The organism is Cupriavidus sp. 30B13, assembly GCF_049059565.2.
In the GTDB taxonomy this organism is placed as follows: Bacteria; Pseudomonadota; Gammaproteobacteria; order Burkholderiales; family Burkholderiaceae; genus Cupriavidus.
Map to the genome: position 1 here is coordinate 748,250 of NZ_CP188223.1, position 15,295 is coordinate 763,544.

General features: G+C 71.1%; 13 protein-coding genes. 4 read left to right on the forward strand and 9 right to left on the reverse strand.

Annotated features, from left to right (window positions below; translation table 11 throughout):
* Window positions 1-51 precede the first annotated feature (51 nt).
* Window positions 52-1,578, reverse strand: a complete 1,527-nt coding sequence (ilvA, locus tag ACKI2N_RS03550; protein WP_420995822.1) for a threonine ammonia-lyase, biosynthetic — start codon at window positions 1,576-1,578, stop codon at window positions 52-54.
* A 238-nt stretch (window positions 1,579-1,816) separates the two neighbouring features.
* On the opposite strand from ilvA, the gene otsB reads away from it, so the two are divergent.
* The 3 genes from otsB (at window position 1,817) to otsA (ending at window position 5,908) form a co-directional block, all read left to right on the forward strand.
* Window positions 1,817-2,614: a trehalose-phosphatase gene (gene otsB / locus ACKI2N_RS03555; RefSeq protein WP_420995824.1), complete on the forward strand. Its 798-nt coding sequence runs from the start codon at window positions 1,817-1,819 to the stop codon at window positions 2,612-2,614.
* A gap of 96 nt (window positions 2,615-2,710) precedes the next feature.
* Window positions 2,711-4,468 (forward strand): glycoside hydrolase family 15 protein, encoded by a 1,758-nt coding sequence (locus ACKI2N_RS03560; protein ID WP_426990822.1) that lies wholly within the window; start codon window positions 2,711-2,713, stop codon window positions 4,466-4,468.
* Between the two features lie 48 nt (window positions 4,469-4,516).
* On the forward strand, window positions 4,517-5,908 hold the full coding sequence (gene otsA / locus ACKI2N_RS03565; protein ID WP_420995827.1) for an alpha,alpha-trehalose-phosphate synthase (UDP-forming): 1,392 nt from the start codon (window positions 4,517-4,519) through the stop codon (window positions 5,906-5,908).
* A 22-nt stretch (window positions 5,909-5,930) separates the two neighbouring features.
* On the opposite strand, the gene ACKI2N_RS03570 is transcribed toward otsA, so the two are convergent.
* From ACKI2N_RS03570 to ACKI2N_RS03605, 8 genes are all read right to left on the reverse strand, one after another.
* Window positions 5,931-6,599, reverse strand: coding sequence for a nucleotidyltransferase family protein (locus ACKI2N_RS03570; protein WP_420995828.1), 669 nt, complete (start codon window positions 6,597-6,599; stop codon window positions 5,931-5,933).
* A gap of 52 nt (window positions 6,600-6,651) precedes the next feature.
* On the reverse strand, window positions 6,652-7,680 hold the full coding sequence (locus tag ACKI2N_RS03575) for an XdhC family protein (protein ID WP_420995829.1): 1,029 nt from the start codon (window positions 7,678-7,680) through the stop codon (window positions 6,652-6,654).
* Window positions 7,653-8,288, reverse strand: coding sequence for a CoxG family protein (locus ACKI2N_RS03580; protein WP_420995830.1), 636 nt, complete (start codon window positions 8,286-8,288; stop codon window positions 7,653-7,655). Before ACKI2N_RS03580 ends, ACKI2N_RS03575 begins: the two co-directional genes overlap by 28 nt.
* Window positions 8,279-9,547 (reverse strand): vWA domain-containing protein, encoded by a 1,269-nt coding sequence (locus ACKI2N_RS03585; RefSeq protein ID WP_420995831.1) that lies wholly within the window; start codon window positions 9,545-9,547, stop codon window positions 8,279-8,281. Before ACKI2N_RS03585 ends, ACKI2N_RS03580 begins: the two co-directional genes overlap by 10 nt.
* 3 nt (window positions 9,548-9,550) lie before the next feature.
* Window positions 9,551-10,444: an AAA family ATPase gene (locus ACKI2N_RS03590; RefSeq protein ID WP_420995833.1), complete on the reverse strand. Its 894-nt coding sequence runs from the start codon at window positions 10,442-10,444 to the stop codon at window positions 9,551-9,553.
* Between the two features lie 212 nt (window positions 10,445-10,656).
* The gene (locus ACKI2N_RS03595) at window positions 10,657-11,457 is read right to left on the reverse strand and encodes an FAD binding domain-containing protein (protein ID WP_420995835.1); all 801 of its coding nucleotides are present in this window, start codon (window positions 11,455-11,457) and stop codon (window positions 10,657-10,659) included.
* A 14-nt stretch (window positions 11,458-11,471) separates the two neighbouring features.
* Complete coding sequence (locus tag ACKI2N_RS03600) at window positions 11,472-13,865, reverse strand: xanthine dehydrogenase family protein molybdopterin-binding subunit (protein WP_420995837.1); 2,394 nt, start codon at window positions 13,863-13,865, stop codon at window positions 11,472-11,474.
* A gap of 10 nt (window positions 13,866-13,875) precedes the next feature.
* On the reverse strand, window positions 13,876-14,364 hold the full coding sequence (locus ACKI2N_RS03605) for a (2Fe-2S)-binding protein (protein ID WP_420995839.1): 489 nt from the start codon (window positions 14,362-14,364) through the stop codon (window positions 13,876-13,878).
* A 256-nt stretch (window positions 14,365-14,620) separates the two neighbouring features.
* Here ACKI2N_RS03605 and ACKI2N_RS03610 point away from each other — a divergent pair, with 256 nt between their 5' ends.
* Window positions 14,621-15,199 carry a YqaA family protein gene (locus ACKI2N_RS03610; protein ID WP_420995841.1) on the forward strand — a complete coding sequence of 193 codons (579 nt, stop codon included), beginning with the start codon at window positions 14,621-14,623 and terminating at the stop codon, window positions 15,197-15,199.
* Window positions 15,200-15,295: the final 96 nt, after the last annotated feature.

Here is a 15,295-nt window from a genome sequence, read left to right on the forward strand (position 1 = left end):
CGGGCGGGAGAGGGAGGGGGAGACCCCGGCTATCGTTTCGGTCGGGGCAAATCAGGACAGGAACAGCTTGTAGACCGGGTTCTCGGTTTCTTCCCAGTGTACGTAGCCCAGCGTGGCGAGGAAGGCGCGGAACGCGCGTTTCTCGTTCTTGGGTACCTGGATGCCGACCAGGATATTGGAAGTGTCGCCGCCCTGGTTGCGGTAGTGGAACAGGCTGATGTTCCAGTTCGGGCTCATGCTGGAGAGAAAGCGCATCAGCGCGCCCGGGCGCTCCGGGAACTCGAAGCGGTACAGCAGTTCGTCGTGCGCCAGCGGCGAGTGGCCGCCCACCATGTAGCGGATATGCTGCTTGGCCAGCTCGTTGTTGGACAGGTCCACCGTCTCGAAGCCGTGGCGGCGGAAGCCCGCGGCGATCTTGTCGTTCTCGGCGCGGCTGGCGATCTGCACGCCGACGAAGATGTGCGCCGTGCTGTTGTCGGCGATGCGGTAGTTGAACTCGGTCACGTTGCGGGTGCCGACCTGTTCGCAGAAGCGCCTGAAGCTGCCGCGTTCCTCGGGGATGCTGACCGCGAACACGGCTTCGCGCGCCTCGCCCACCTCGGCGCGCTCGGCGACGAAGCGCAGGCGGTCGAAGTTCATGTTGGCGCCGCAGGCGATGGCCACCAGGTGCTGGCCCTTGAGCTTTTCGCGCTCGGCGTAGAGCTTGAGGCCGGCCACGGCCATGGCGCCGGCCGGCTCGAGGATGCTGCGGGTGTCCTGGAACACGTCCTTGAGGCCGGCGCAGATGGCGTCGGTGTCCACCAGCACGATCTCGTCGACCAGCTCGCGCGTGATGCGGAAGGTTTCCTTGCCGACCAGCTTGACCGCGGTGCCGTCCGAGAACAGGCCCACTTCCTTGAGTTCCACGCGTTTGCCGGCGTCGACCGAGCGCTTCATCGCGTCGGAATCCACGGTCTGCACGCCGATCACCTTGATCTCGGGGCGCACCGCCTTGATGTAGGACGCGATGCCCGAGATCAGCCCGCCGCCGCCGATGGCCACGAACACCGCGTGCAGCGGCCCCGGGTGCTGGCGCAGGATTTCCATGGCGATGGTGCCCTGGCCGGCGATCACCTCGGGGTCGTCGAACGGGTGGATGAAGGTCAGCTTGTGCTTCTTCTCCAGTTCCACCGCGTGGTTGTAGGCGTCGCTGTAGGAGTCGCCGTGCAGCACGATCCGGACCCATTCGCCGCCGCGCTCGCGCACCGCGTCGATCTTCACCTGCGGGGTGGTGACCGGCATGGCGATCACCGCCTTGCACTGCAGGCGCGCCGCCGACAGCGCCACGCCCTGCGCATGGTTGCCGGCCGAGGCCGCGATCACGCCGCGCCGGAGCTCTTCCGGCGTCAGCGATGCCATCTTGTTGTAGGCGCCGCGCAGCTTGAACGAGAACACCGGCTGGGTGTCCTCGCGCTTGAACCACACCGAGTTGCCGGTGCGCGCGGACAACTGCTGGGCAAAGGTGAGATCGGTTTCCTGCGCCACGTCATACACTTTGGTGGTGAGGATTTTTCTCAGGTAATCGGGTTTGCGGGTCATCGTGGACAGCCGGGGCAGGGATGGCGAAACCGTCAATGATAAAGGATGGCGCGCGGCGCGATGCTTGCGCAGGCACCCGGCGGGCGAATCCCGCGCCCTGCCGGGACCGCCCCGAGAGCAGGCCGGCGCACGCACCGCGGCGGTGCAGGCGCCGCCGCGGTGCGGCCTGCGCGGCCACGCACCATGTAGGACGGCGTCCGGTGGACGCTGTCAAAACACTCTGATACGGTGTAGCGCAATGCCTCCTTTGCCCCTCATCGAACCCGACACGGCGCTGTTCCTGGACTTCGACGGTACGCTGGCGGACCTCGCGCCTCGCCCCGATCTGGTCCGGGTCGAACCGGAACTGGTAGGGACCCTGCGCGCCCTGCACCGCCACCTGGACGGCGCCGTCGCGCTGGTGTCCGGCCGGCCCATCGCCGAGCTCGACGACTTCCTCAAGCCCCTGCTGCTACCCGCGGCCGGCGTGCACGGCGCGGAACTGCGCGACGCCGGCGGCCACCGCCTGCGCGAGCCCGACCCCGGCGTGCCCCTGCTGCTGCCGCCGCTGCAGGCGCTGGTGGCCGCGCATGCGGGCCTGCAGCTCGAGCGCAAGTCCGTCGCCGTGGCGGTGCACTACCGCGCCGCGCCCGAGCTGGAGGGCCTGGTGCGCGACGTTGCCGCGCGGCTGGCCGCCGGCGTGCCCGGCATCGAAGTCCTGCACGGCAAGATGGTGGTGGAGTTCAAGCCGGCCGGCGTCGACAAGGGCGGCGCCATCGACACCTTCATGCGCGGTCCGCCGTTCGCGCGGCGCCGGCCGCTGTTCGCCGGCGACGACATCACCGACGAAGCCGGCTTCGCGGTGGTGCGCCGCCTCGGCGGCGTGGGCGTGCTGGTGGGCCAGCGGCCCAGCGCGGCCACCGTCAGCGTGACCGGGCCGGCGGCGCTGCGCTGCTGGCTGCACCGCTCGGCCAAGGCGCTCGAAGTCATGGCCGCGGCCGGCGATGCGCCCGCGCCGCCTTCCGCGCCCGCGCCCACATCCACGACGACGTCTTGAGGGGGAATCGCTGTGAGCCAATCATCCACCGAAGATAGCCGCCCGCGTGCCGCCGGCGCCATCCACCGCCACGCCGATCCCTCGCTCTCGCTGGGCATGATCGGCAACTGCGCGATCTCGGCGCTGGTCGACGGGCGCGGCCGCTACGTCTGGTGCTGCCTGCCGCGCTTCGACGGCGACCCGGTCTTCAACGCGCTGCTCGACCCGAGCGGGGACGCCGGCCACTTCTCCATCGAGATCGAGGATTTCCAGGAAGCGCAGCAATGGTACGAGCCCAACACCGCGGTGCTGCGCACGCGGCTGACGGACCGCCACAACAACTGCCTGGAGATCACCGATTTCGCGCCGCGCTTCTTCCGCCTGGGCCGCTATTTCCGCCCGACCACGCTGATCCGCCGCATCCGTCCCATCCGCGGCGCGCCGCGCGTGCGGGTGACGGTGGCGCCGCGTTTCGACTGGGGCCGCATGGCGCCCGAGATCACGCGCGGCAGCAGCCACGTGCGCTATATCGGCGACGGCATGACGCTGCGCATGACCACCAACGCGCCGCTGACCTATGTGCTGTCGCAGACGCCTTTCCTGCTCACGCGCAGCCTCGACTTCATCCTCGGCCCCGACGAGACGCTGCAGGGCGGGGTGGAGGAAACGGCGCGCGATTTCGAGCAGGAAACCACCGCCTACTGGCGCATGTGGAGCCGCCGCCTGGCGGTGCCGCGCGAATGGCAGGACGCCGTGATCCGCGCCGCCATCACGCTCAAGATGTCGCTGTTCGAGGAGACCGGCGCCATCGTCGCGGCCATGACCACCAGCATCCCCGAGGCGCCCGGCAGCGGCCGCAACTGGGACTACCGCTTCTGCTGGCTGCGCGACGCCTTCTTCGTGATCCGGGCCCTCAACAGCCTGTCCGAGGTGGGCACCATGGAGGACTACCTGCGCTGGCTGTCCAACGTGGTGATGCAGTCCAAGGACGGCCACATCCAGCCGCTGTACGGCATCGGCCTGGAGCTGGAGCTGCCCGAGAGCGTGCTCGATCACCTGTCCGGCTACCGCGGCATGGGGCCGGTGCGCGTGGGCAACCAGGCGCAGGAGCACTTCCAGCATGACGTGTACGGCAACGTGGTGCTGGGCGCGGCGCAGGCCTTCCACGACCATCGCCTGCTGCACCGGGGCGGCGCGGCCGAGTTCCGCGTGCTGGAAAGCGTGGGCGAGCAGGCGGTGCGCGTGTTCGGCACGCCCGACGCCGGCATGTGGGAACTGCGCACGCGCGCGCGCGTGCACACCTCGTCGGCGCTGATGAGCTGGGCCGCGTGCGACCGCCTGGCCAAGATCGGCGACGCGCTGCAGCTGCCGGACCGCGCCGCCTACTGGCGCGGGCATGCGGACACCATGAAAGAGCGCATCGTGCGCGAGTCCTGGAGCGAGGAGCGCCAGGCCTTCGCCGAGAGCTTCGGCGGGCGCGAGCTGGACGCCAGCGTGCTGCTGATGGCCGAGGTGGGCTTCATCGCGCCGCAGGACGAGCGCTTCATGTCCACGCTCAAGGCGATGGAAGCCTCGCTGTGCGACGGGCCCTACATGCGCCGCTACGAGGCGCCCGACGATTTCGGCAAGCCCGAGACGGCATTCAACATCTGCACCTTCTGGCGCATCGACGCGCTGGCCCGCGTGGGGCGGCGCGAGGAGGCGCGCGAGATCTTCGAGGCCATGCTGGCGGCGCGCAATCCGCTCGGCCTGCTGTCCGAGGATACCCACCCGGTGACCGGCGAGATGTGGGGCAATTTCCCGCAGACGTATTCGATGGTGGGTTTGATCAATGGCGCCACGCGCCTGTCGGCGCCGTGGGATGCGGTGATCTGACACGGCGCTGCCTTCCGGCGACGGGAGCGTGGCACGACAAAGGAAAACATGGGCAGACTAGTTGCGGTATCCAACCGCGTTGCCGATCCCCGCAATATTGCCGCGGGCGGCCTGGCGGTGGCCTTGGGCGAGGCGCTCAAGGCCACCGGCGGGGTCTGGTTCGGCTGGAGCGGCAAGATCGTGGAGGCCGCGCAGGGCGGCACGCCGGGCGAGGGCGAGCTGCATATCCAGCAGGCCGGCAATGTCACGCTGGCCACGGTGGACCTGTGCCGCGAGGACCACGACGCGTATTACCAGGGCTACAGCAACGGCGTGCTGTGGCCGGTGTTCCACTATCGCATCGACCTGGCGGACTTCGACTCGGCCCACCTCAACGTGTACCGCCGCGTCAACCAGCTGTTCGCGCGCAAGCTCGCGCCGCTGCTGCGCCCCGACGACGTGATCTGGATCCACGATTACCACCTGATCCCGCTGGCGTCGGAGCTGCGCGCCATGGGCTGCGGCCAGCGCATCGGCTTCTTCCTGCACATCCCGCTGCCGCCGCCGCTGATCCTGGCCGCCATCCCGCAGCACGAGTGGCTGATGCGCGCCATGTTCGCCTACGACCTGATCGGCTTCCAGAGCCAGCTCGACCTCGAGCATTTCTCGCGCTACGTGCAGCGCGAGGCGCAGGCCGAGCCGATGGGCGACAACCGCTTCCGCGCCTTCCACCGCACGGTGCGCGCGCAGGCCTTCCCGATCGGCATCGACGTGGACGAGTTCGCCGCGCTGGGGCAGGGCGAGGACTCGCGCGAGACCTACGAGATGATGCGCGGGCAGTATTCCACGCGCCGGCTGCTGCTGGGCATCGACCGCCTGGACTATTCCAAGGGCCTGCCGCAGCGCCTCAAGGCGGTGCGCGCGCTGATGGCGCAGTATCCGGAGAACCGCCGCAGCGCCACGCTGATCCAGATCGCCGCGCCTTCGCGCGAGACGGTGGATGCGTATGCCGACCTGCGGCGCGAGATGGAAGGGTTGTCGGGCGCCATCAACGGCGAGTACGGCGAGCTGGACTGGATGCCGGTGCGCTACATCCACCGCACCACCGCGCGGCGCCGGCTGCCCGGGCTGTGCCGGGCCTGCCGCGTGGCGCTGGTGACGCCGCTGCGCGACGGCATGAACCTGGTGGCCAAGGAATTCGTCGCCGCGCAGGACCCGGACGATCCCGGCGTGCTGGTGCTGTCGCGCTTCGCCGGCGCGGCCGAGCAATTGCGCGAGGCGCTGCTGGTCAATCCTTACGACATCAACGCCACCGCGCAGGCGATCCAGCAGGCGCTGCACATGCCGCTGGCCGAGCGCCAGTCGCGCCACCAGAAGCTGCTCGAGCGCATCCGCGCCCAGGACGTGCACTGGTGGCGGCGGGAATACCTGCGCGCGCTCTCGGAGGCGGACGGCAACTGACGCCGCGCCCCCGCGCGGGTGGTCAGCCCGCCAGGTCGCCCGCCACGTCCACATCGCGGAAGGCGCCTGGATCTTCGGTCAGGATCCTGACCACCGGCTGCGTCTTCAGCAAGGCCCGCGCGCCTTCGTCGCCGTCGAGCCCGAGCAGCGCGCCGCGCCAGGCCGCGCCGAATCCCACCGGGTGCCCGCGCTGGCCGTCGCGCCACGGCGCGGCGATGGCGTCCGGCGTGGTGATGGTGAGCGCGACCGCGCGCACCAGGTCCGCCGGCAGCCACGGCATGTCGGCCAGCGCCACCACCCAGCCGCGCGCATCGGCGGTGGCGGCGACCGCCGCCGCCAGCGCGGCGCCCATGCCGGCCTCGGCCGCGGGTGCTTCGAGCACGCGGCAGCCGGCCGCGCGCAGCTCGGCCGCCAGCGCCGGGTGGCCCGGGCGGATCACCGCCAGCGAACCTGGCAGCGTGGCGGCCAGCGTGCGCGCGCTGCGCCCGGCCACGGTCTGGCCGTCGGGCAGGCGGGCGAGCAGCTTGTTGTGCCGGCCGGTGGCGTCGAAACGGCGGCCGTAGCCCGCCGCCAGCAGGATCCCGGTGGGCGGCTCGGCGGCATTGAAGGCCAGCCTGGCGCCGTCGCTGACGGGGCCGGACAGCGGCGCGGCGCCGGTGCCGCCGGCGGGGGCGCTGGCGGGGTCGCTCATGGATGGCTCATGGGTGGCATCGCTGGCGCGTCACGGATGCGTCACGGATGCGTCACGAGCCGACGCCGCAGGAACTGGCCGCGTCGGCCGCCAGCTCGCGCGCGGCCTTGGCGCCTTCGACCTGCAGGATGTCGGGCAGCGAGACGTGGTTCTTGGCGGCCACCACCTCGGCCAGGATCGAGATGGCGATTTCCGGCGGCGTGCGGCTGCCGATGTAGATGCCGACCGGGCCGTGCAGGCGCGCGAGCTGCAGGTCGTTGAGATCGAATTCCTTGAGCCGTTCGCGGCGCGCCTGGTTGTTGCGGCGCGAGCCGAGCGCGCCCACGTAGAACGCGCGCGTGCGCAGCGCTTCCATCAGGGCCAGGTCGTCGAGCTTGGGGTCGTGGGTGAGGGCGATCACCGCGCTGCGCTCGTCCAGCTTCATTTCCATCACGGTGTCGTCCGGCATGGTGCGCACCATGGTGACGCCGGCGATGTCCCAGCTCTCGGTGTATTCCTCGCGCGGGTCGCACACGGTGACCTGGAAGCCCAGTCCCACCGCGATCTGGCACAGGTACTTCGACAATTGCCCGGCGCCGATCACCAGCATGCGGTAGCGCGGGCCGTGGATGGTGAGCAGGGTGCGGCCGTCGAAGGCCAGGCCGTCGGTGGCCTCGGCGCGGCCGAGCGTGGCGCGGCCGCTGGCCATGTCGAGCGTGCGCGCCACCAGCTTGCCGCCTTCCACCGCCGCCAGCAGCTCCGCCAGCCCGCTGGCGGCGTTCAGCGGCTCGGTCACCAGTTCGATGGTGCCGCCGCAGGGCAGGCCGAAGCGATGCGCCTCCTCGGCGCTGATGCCGTACTTGACCGACTCGGGGCGGGTGCCGGCGATGCCCTCGCGCCGCACGCGGTCGATGAGGTCATCCTCGATGCAGCCGCCCGAGACCGAGCCGACCACCAGGCCGTCGTCGCGCACCGCCAGCATGGCGCCTTCGGGCCGCGGCGACGAGCCCCAGGTCCTGACCACCGTCACCAATAGCGTGCGGTGGCCTTCGGCCATCCAGCGCACGCTGCTTTTCAGGACTTCGAGATCCACGCTGTCCATGATCGTTTCCGCTTCGTTTCACCGTTCTGTGCATCGGGCGCGCTGCCGTCGCCGGCAGCCGCCCCGTCCCCGGCGGCATCGTCCGCCGTCCTTGTCTGCGCCTCCACCCCGGTCTCCGCGCCGGTCTCCACCCCGGTCTCGGCCCCGGCCTGCGCCTGCGGGCCGCCGCCGAGCGCCGCCGTGAAGCGGTCGAAGAAGGCGTCGGCCATCTTGCGCGCCGCGGCGTCGACCAGGCGCGAGCCGATCTGCGCGATCTTGCCGCCGACCTGGGCGTTGACCGTGTAGGTCAGCAGCGTGTGCTCGCCCGCGGGCGCCAGCGTCACGCGCGCGCTGCCCTTGCCGAAGCCGGCCGCGCCGCCCTGCCCGTCGAACTGGATGGTGTAGCTGTCGGGCGCCTGGACGTCCTGCAAGGCCATGCGTCCCTTGAAGCGCGCCTTGACCGGGCCGACCGCGGCGGTCAGCGCCAGCAGGTAGGCGTTGCCGGCGTCGCCGTCAGGCTCGATGCTCTCACATCCCGGGATGCACTGCTTGAGCAGGGCCGTGTCGTTGAGGGCTTCCCAGGCGGTCTGCTGCGCGACCGGCAGCTGCCTCGTCTGTGTCATTTCCATGGTGGGGCGGTCTCCTTGGCGGGTTGGCCGGGCTTTGTCCGTAATGTGCGCGGGGCGGCCAGCAGTGCTTCGAGCGCGAACAGGCTGTCCAGGTTGTGGGCCGGGCGCAGCGCGTCCACGTGGGGCAGGATGGCTTGCACGCCACGCGCCTGCGGCGTGAAGCCGGCGTAGCGCAGCAGCGGGTTGAGCCACAGGATGCGGTGGGCGAAGCGGCGCAGGCGCGCCATTTCGTCTTCCAGCAGGCCGATGTCCTCGTGGTCCAGGCCGTCCGTGACCAGCAGCACGGTGGCGCGCCCGGACAGCGTGCGGCGCGCCCACTGGCGGTTGAAGGCGCCCAGCGCGGCGCCGATGCGGGTGCCGCCGGCCCAGTCGCGCACCTGGCCGGCGATGGCCTCGATGGCCTGGTCGGGGTCGCGCTCGCGCAGCGTGCGGGTGATGTTGGTCAGGCGGGTGCCGAACAGGAAGACGGACAGCCGCTCGCGCGACTGCATCAGCGCGTGGCAGAAGTACAGCACCGCGCGCGAGTACTGGCTCATCGAGCCGGAGATGTCCAGCAGCAGCACCAGCGGCGGGCGCCGCTCGGCCTGGCGGCGGAATTTCCAGCGCAGCCATTCGCCCTGCTGGCGCACCGCCAGCCTGGCGCTGGCGCGCAGGTCGGCGCGCGGCCCGCCGGCGGCGGCGCGCAGGCGGCGCGTGCGCTCGGTGGCCAGCCGCGTGTGGCGCGCGCGGATCATGTGCCGCAGCGCGCGCCATTCCTCGGCGCCGAGCGTCTCGAAATCGCGCCGCGCCAGCCGCTCCTGCGCCGAGAAGGTGAGCGGGGCGCCGAAGCGTTCCTCGCGCGCTTTGTTTTCCTGGCCGCGCCGCGCGGCTTCGGGCGGGCGCTGCGCGGCCAGCGCGTCGGCCAGGCGGTTGTTGCGCCGCGGCGGCGGCGCGCCGGCATCCACGCGCGGCAGCAGCAGGGCGCGCAGCTTGCCTTCCCAGTCGGGGTCGCGCCAGAACAGGTCGAAGGCGGCGTCGAACAAGGGCCGCTGGTCGGGGCCGCCGACCATCAGCGCGGCCATCGCCGCGCGCACTTCGTCGCGCCGGCCGATGTCGACGTATTGCAGCGCCACCAGCGCGTCCACGGCGTGCGCCGGCGACAGCCCGAAGCCGGCGTCGCGCAGCAGCCGCACGAAGTGCGTGACGTTGCGCGCCAGCATGGGCATGGCGCCGGCGGCAGTCGCGCCGGCGGGCTTGGCGTCCGGGTGCAGCGCGGGCATGGCTCAGGCTCGCGGCGCGCCGGCCAGCAGCTCGGCCACGGTGGGGCCGTCGACGCGGGCCAAGTCGTCCTGGTACTTCAGCAGCACGCCCAGCGTGTCGCGCACCGATTGCGGGTCGAGCTCGCTCACGCCGAGCGCGGCCAGCGCGCGGCACCAGTCGATGGCCTCGGCGATGCCGGGCGCCTTGAACAAGTCGATGCCGCGCAGGCCGTGGATGAAGTCGATGGCCTCGCGCTGCAGTGCCTCGGCGGCTTCCGGCGCGCGCGCGGCCACGATCTGCAGTTCGCGCTCGCGCTGCGGATAGCCCATCCACCGGTACAGGCAGCGGCGCTTGAGCGCGTCGTGCACCTCGCGCGTGCGGTTGGAGGTGACCACGATCAGCGGCGCGCGTCCGGCCTGCACCACGCCGATCTCGGGGATCGACACCTGGTATTCGGACAGCACTTCCAGCAGGAAGGCCTCGAACGGCTCGTCGGCGCGGTCGATCTCGTCGATCAGCAGCACGCGCGGCATGCCCGGCGCCGCCGGGTCGGGCAGCAGCGATTCGAGCAGCGGGCGCTTGAGCAGGAAATCGTCGTGGTAGAGCGACTGCGCCTCGGGCCGCTCGCCGCGCGCCTCGGCCAGGCGCAGCGCCATGATCTGGCGCGGGTAGTCCCACTCGTAGAGCGCGCTCGACGCGTCCAGCCCCTCGTAGCACTGCAGGCGCAGCAGGCGCGTGCCGAGCGCGCCGGCGATGGCGCGCGCCAGCGCGGTCTTGCCCACGCCAGGCTCGCCTTCGAGGAACAGCGGGCGCTGCATGCGCAGCGCCAGGTAGAGCACGGTGGCGGTCTCGCGGTCGGCGAAATATTGCTGCGCCTCCAGCAGGGCGGCGGTGTGGTCGATGGAGGTGGGGAGCATGGTGTTGGGGGCGCGGAGTGAGGCGGTGGGTTTGCGTGGGCTTGGTGGGGCTGCGGCGCTGGCCCTCTCCTCCGGCCTCTCTCCCGCGTGCGGGAGAGGGGAGAAAGCCGACGGTGCCTGCATCGCTGTCGGTGTGCTCCCCTCTCCCACTTGTGGGAGAGGGGCCGGGGGAGAGGGCGGGCGCCCGCCAGTGCGAAAGCGCCCGCGCCGCCTCAGCCCCCGCCGGCCTGCGCCACCGCCCGCGCCGCCAGCACCGGGATCAGGTGCGCCCGGTACTCGGCCGACGCATGCAGGTCGGCGTTCAGCCGGCCCGCATCCACCGTGACCGCGCGCGCCGCCGCCGCCGTGAAGCTGGCCGACAGCGCCTGCTCCAGCGGCGCGCAGCGGAACACGCTGTCGGCCGCGCCGGTGACCGCCACGCGCACCGCGTTGCCGAAGCGGGCCACCATCACGCCCACCAGCGCGAAGCGCGAGGCCGGGTTGCGGAACTTGATGTAGGCGGCCTGGTCCGGCACCTTGAAGCGCACCGCGGTGATCAGCTCGTCGGGCGCCAGCGCGGTCTCGTAGAGTCCTTTGAAGAAATCGTCGGCGGCGATGCTGCGGCGGTCGGTCGCCACGGTGGCGTCGAGCGCCAGCACCGCGGCCGGATAGCAGGCCGCGGGATCGTCGTTGGCGAGCGAGCCGCCCAGCGTGCCCATCGCGCGCACCTGGCGGTCGCCGATGCCGCCGGCCAGCGCGGCCAGCGCGGGAATGGCCTTGGCCACTTCCGCGTTGCCGGCCACGTCGGCATGGCGCGCGGCCGCGCCGATCACCAGCTCGCCGTTGTCCATGCGGATGTCGGCCATGCCGGCGATGCGCGATACGTCGATCAGCGCCGACGGCGCCGCCAGCCGCAGCTTCATCGCGGCCAGCAGGCTCTGGCCGCCGCCGAGGAACTTGGCGTCGACATCGGCCTGGAGCCTGGCCACCGCGGCCCTGGCGTCCGCGGCGCGTTCGAAGTGGAATGCGTACATGGTCTGCCTCCGGTTCAGTTGGCGCCTTGCGCGCGGCGGTTGGCCTGCTGGATCGCCTGCCAGACGCGGTGCGGCGTGGCGGGCATCTGGATGTCGTGCACGCCGAGCGGCGCGAGCGCATCGACCAGCGCGTTGATGAAGGCCGGCGGCGAGCCGATCGCGCCGGCTTCGCCGCAGCCCTTCACGCCCAGCGGGTTGTGCGTGCAGGGCGTGCCCTTGGCGGTTTCCACGGTGAAGTCCGGCAGGTCGCCCGCGCGCGGCATGGCGTAGTCCATGTAGGAGCCGGTCAGCAGCTGGCCGCTGTCGTCGTCGTAGATGCACTGCTCGAACATGGCCTGCCCTAGTCCCTGGCCGATGCCGCCGTGCACCTGGCCTTCGACGATCATCGGGTTGATGATGTTGCCGAAGTCGTCCACCGCGGTGAACTTGACCACCTGGCTCTCGCCGGTGTCCGGGTCCACCTCCACTTCGCACACGTAGGCGCCGGACGGGTAGGTGAAGTTGGTGGGATCGTAGAAGGCGTTTTCGTTGAGGCCCGGCTCGAGCTTGTCGAGCGGGTAGTTGTGCGGCACGTAGGCGGTCAGCGCGATCTCGCCGAAGGTCTTGCTGCGGTCGGTGCCGGCCACGCTGAACACGCCGTCCTTGAACTCGATGTCGGCGTCGGACGCCTCCAGCAGGTGGGCCGCGATCTTCTTGGCCTTGGCTTCGATCTTGTCGAGCGCCTTCATGATGGCCGAGCCGCCCACCGCCAGCGAGCGCGAGCCGTAGGTGCCCATGCCGAACGGCACCCGGCCGGTGTCGCCGTGCACGATCTCCACCGCGTCGAGCGCGATGCCCAGGCGGTCCGCCACCACCTGCGCGAAGGTGGTCTCGTGGCCCTGGCCGTGGCTGTGCGAGCCGGTGAAGACGGTCACGGTGCCGGTCGGGTGGACGCGGATCTCGCCCACCTCGAACAGCCCCGCGCGTGCGCCCAGCGCGCCGGCGATGTTCGACGGCGCCAGCCCGCACGCTTCGATGTAGCACGAGTAGCCCAGGCCGCGCAGCTTGCCGCGCTGGCTGGCCTCGTCGCGCCGCGCCGGGAAGCCCTTCACGTCGGCGAGCTCCTGCGCGCGCGCCAGGCACGGTTCGTAGTCGCCGGTGTCGTAGGTCAGGCCGACCGGCGTGGCGTAGGGGAACGCGCGGATGAAGTTCTTGCGGCGCAGCTCGGCCGGGTCCATCTTCAGCTCGCGCGCGGCGGCTTCCACCAGCCGCTCGACCACGTAGGTGGCTTCCGGGCGGCCGGCGCCACGGTAGGCGTCCACCGGCGCGGTGTTGGTGAACACGGCGCGCACCTCGGCGTAGATGGCCGGCGTGGCGTACTGCCCGGCCAGCAGCGTGGCGTAGAGGATGGTGGGCACGCTCGAGGCGAAGGTCGACAGGTAGGCGCCCATGTTGGCCACCGTGTGCACGCGCATGGCCAGGAACCTGCCGTCGGCGTCGAGCGCCAGTTCGGCCTTGGTGACGTGGTCGCGCCCGTGCGCGTCGGTGAGGAAGGATTCCGAGCGTTCGGCGGTCCACTTGACCGGCCGCCCGACCTTCTTCGAGGCCCAGGTCAGCGCCACGTCCTCCGCGTACAGGAAGATCTTGGAGCCGAACCCGCCGCCCACGTCCGGCGCGATGATGCGCAGCCGCGACTCGGGCAGGCCCAGCACGAAGGCGCCCATCAGCAGGCGTTCCACGTGGGGGTTCTGGTTGGCGACGTACACCGTGTAGCTGTCGTCCTGGCGCGTGTAGCTGGCGTTGACCGCGCGCGGCTCGATCGCGTTGGGGATCAGGCGGTTGTTGACGATTTCCAGCGTGGTCACGTGGGCGGCGCGGGCGAAGGCGGCGTCGGTGGCGGCGCGGTCGCCGTGGCCCCACACGTAGCTGGTGTTCTCCGGCACGTCGTCGTGCACCAGCGCGGCGGCCGCGGCGGCCTGCGCGGTGTTGACCACGGCCGGCAGCTCCTCGTAGTCCACCTCGATCTTCTCGGCGGCGTCCCGGGCCTGCGCCAGGGTCTCGGCCACCACCAGCGCGACCTGGTCGCCCACGTGGCGCGCCTTGCCCTGCGCCAGCACCGGGTGCGGCGGCTCCTTCATCGGGCTGCCGTCGATATTGTGGATCAGCCAGCCGCAGGGCAGGCCGCCTACCTTGTCGGCGGCGATGTCGTCGCCGGTGAAGACGGCGATCACGCCGGGCGAGGCCAGCGCCCCGGTCTTGTCGATGGCGCGGATGCGCGCGTGCGCGTGCGGCGAGCGCACGAAACAGCCGTAGCTTTGCTGCGGCAGCACGATGTCGTCGGTGTACTGGCCGTTGCCGGTCAGGAAGCGGTAGTCTTCCTTGCGCCTGACCGGGGCGCCGATGAGGTGCTGGTGTTCGGGTGCGTTCATGGCGGGCCCCTTATTCGGCGCTGGCGGTGGCGCCATGCATCGCGGCCTGGCCTTCCTGCACGGCGCGCACGATGTTGTGGTACCCGGTGCAGCGGCACAGGTTGCCGTCGAGCTGCTCGCGGATGGCGGCGGCGTCGGCATCGGGCCGGGACTTGACGAGCGCGGTGGCGCTCATCACCATGCCGGGCGTGCAGAAGCCGCACTGCAGGCCGTGGCAGTTGCGGAAGGCTTCCTGCATGGGATGGAGCTGCCCTTCGGGGGCCAGCCCTTCGATGGTGGTGACGCGGGCGCCGTCCGCCTGCAGCGCCAGCAGGTTGCACGACTTGACGGCGCGGCCATCCAGGTGCACGGTGCAGGCGCCGCATTGCGCGGTGTCGCAGCCCACGTGGGTGCCGGTCAGGCGCAGCTGTTCGCGCAGGAACTGGACGAGAAGGGTGTTGGGTTCGACCTGGGCCTCGACGGCGCGGCCGTTGACGGTCAGGCGCAGAGGAATCGCCATGCTTGTCTCCATGTGGGTGGACACGTGCATGACCAATGCCGCAAATCCCGAAATGCTGCGCGGGACTGGCCACGACGCGTTACTGCCGTTTGGTGATGTTGCTGCTGACGGCTATTTCGTGATGTTGGTCCTGGCCGCGAACGTTTGCCCGCGGCAGGCTCTAACAGTTAATCACAAATCACCGGTGCCTGCCATGCGGGTTGCCCCCCTGGGGCGGCCCGCGCGGCGGCGCGGAACCACAGGATCATTCTTGCCAATGGAAGGCTTCATCGACTGGCTGTTCGGCACCGTCGCCCTGCCCAAGGTGGGGCTGCCGGCGATCTTCGTGGTCAGCCTGGTTTCGGCCACGCTGCTGCCGCTGGGCTCCGAGCCGGCGGTATTCGGCTACATCAAGCTCAACCCGCACATGTTCTGGCCGGCGGTCGTGGTGGCCACGCTCGGCAACACCGCCGGCGGCGCCATCGACTGGTGGCTCGGCTACGCCGCCAAGCTCGCGCTGGTGCGCTTTCGCAAGCGCCGCCAGCAGCGCGAGCACGCGCAGGAGCACGCCGAGCACCGGCGCCACCCGCGCCAGCCGCACAAGCCGGCGCTGAACCAGCGCTACTTCCGCTGGATGCGCCGGCTCGGGCCGCCCACGCTGCTGGCGTCGTGGCTGCCGGCCATTGGTGATCCTTTGTGCACTTTGGCCGGCTGGCTGCGCCTGCCGTTCTGGCCCAGCCTGGTTTACATGGCGATCGGCAAGTTTCTGCGCTACCTTGCCATGACCGTGGCCCTGCTGACGGTGCCGGACAGCGTCTGGCACGGCATCGGTGCCAGCCTGCGCGGCCTGTTCTAGGCGCCTTTCCGGGGCGGCCGCGGCCGCCGGCGGCCCGGCGCGGGCGCCGCCGGGGCTATTCCATTCCCGCATGCTGCGGTGCGGCGAAAGCAGGCC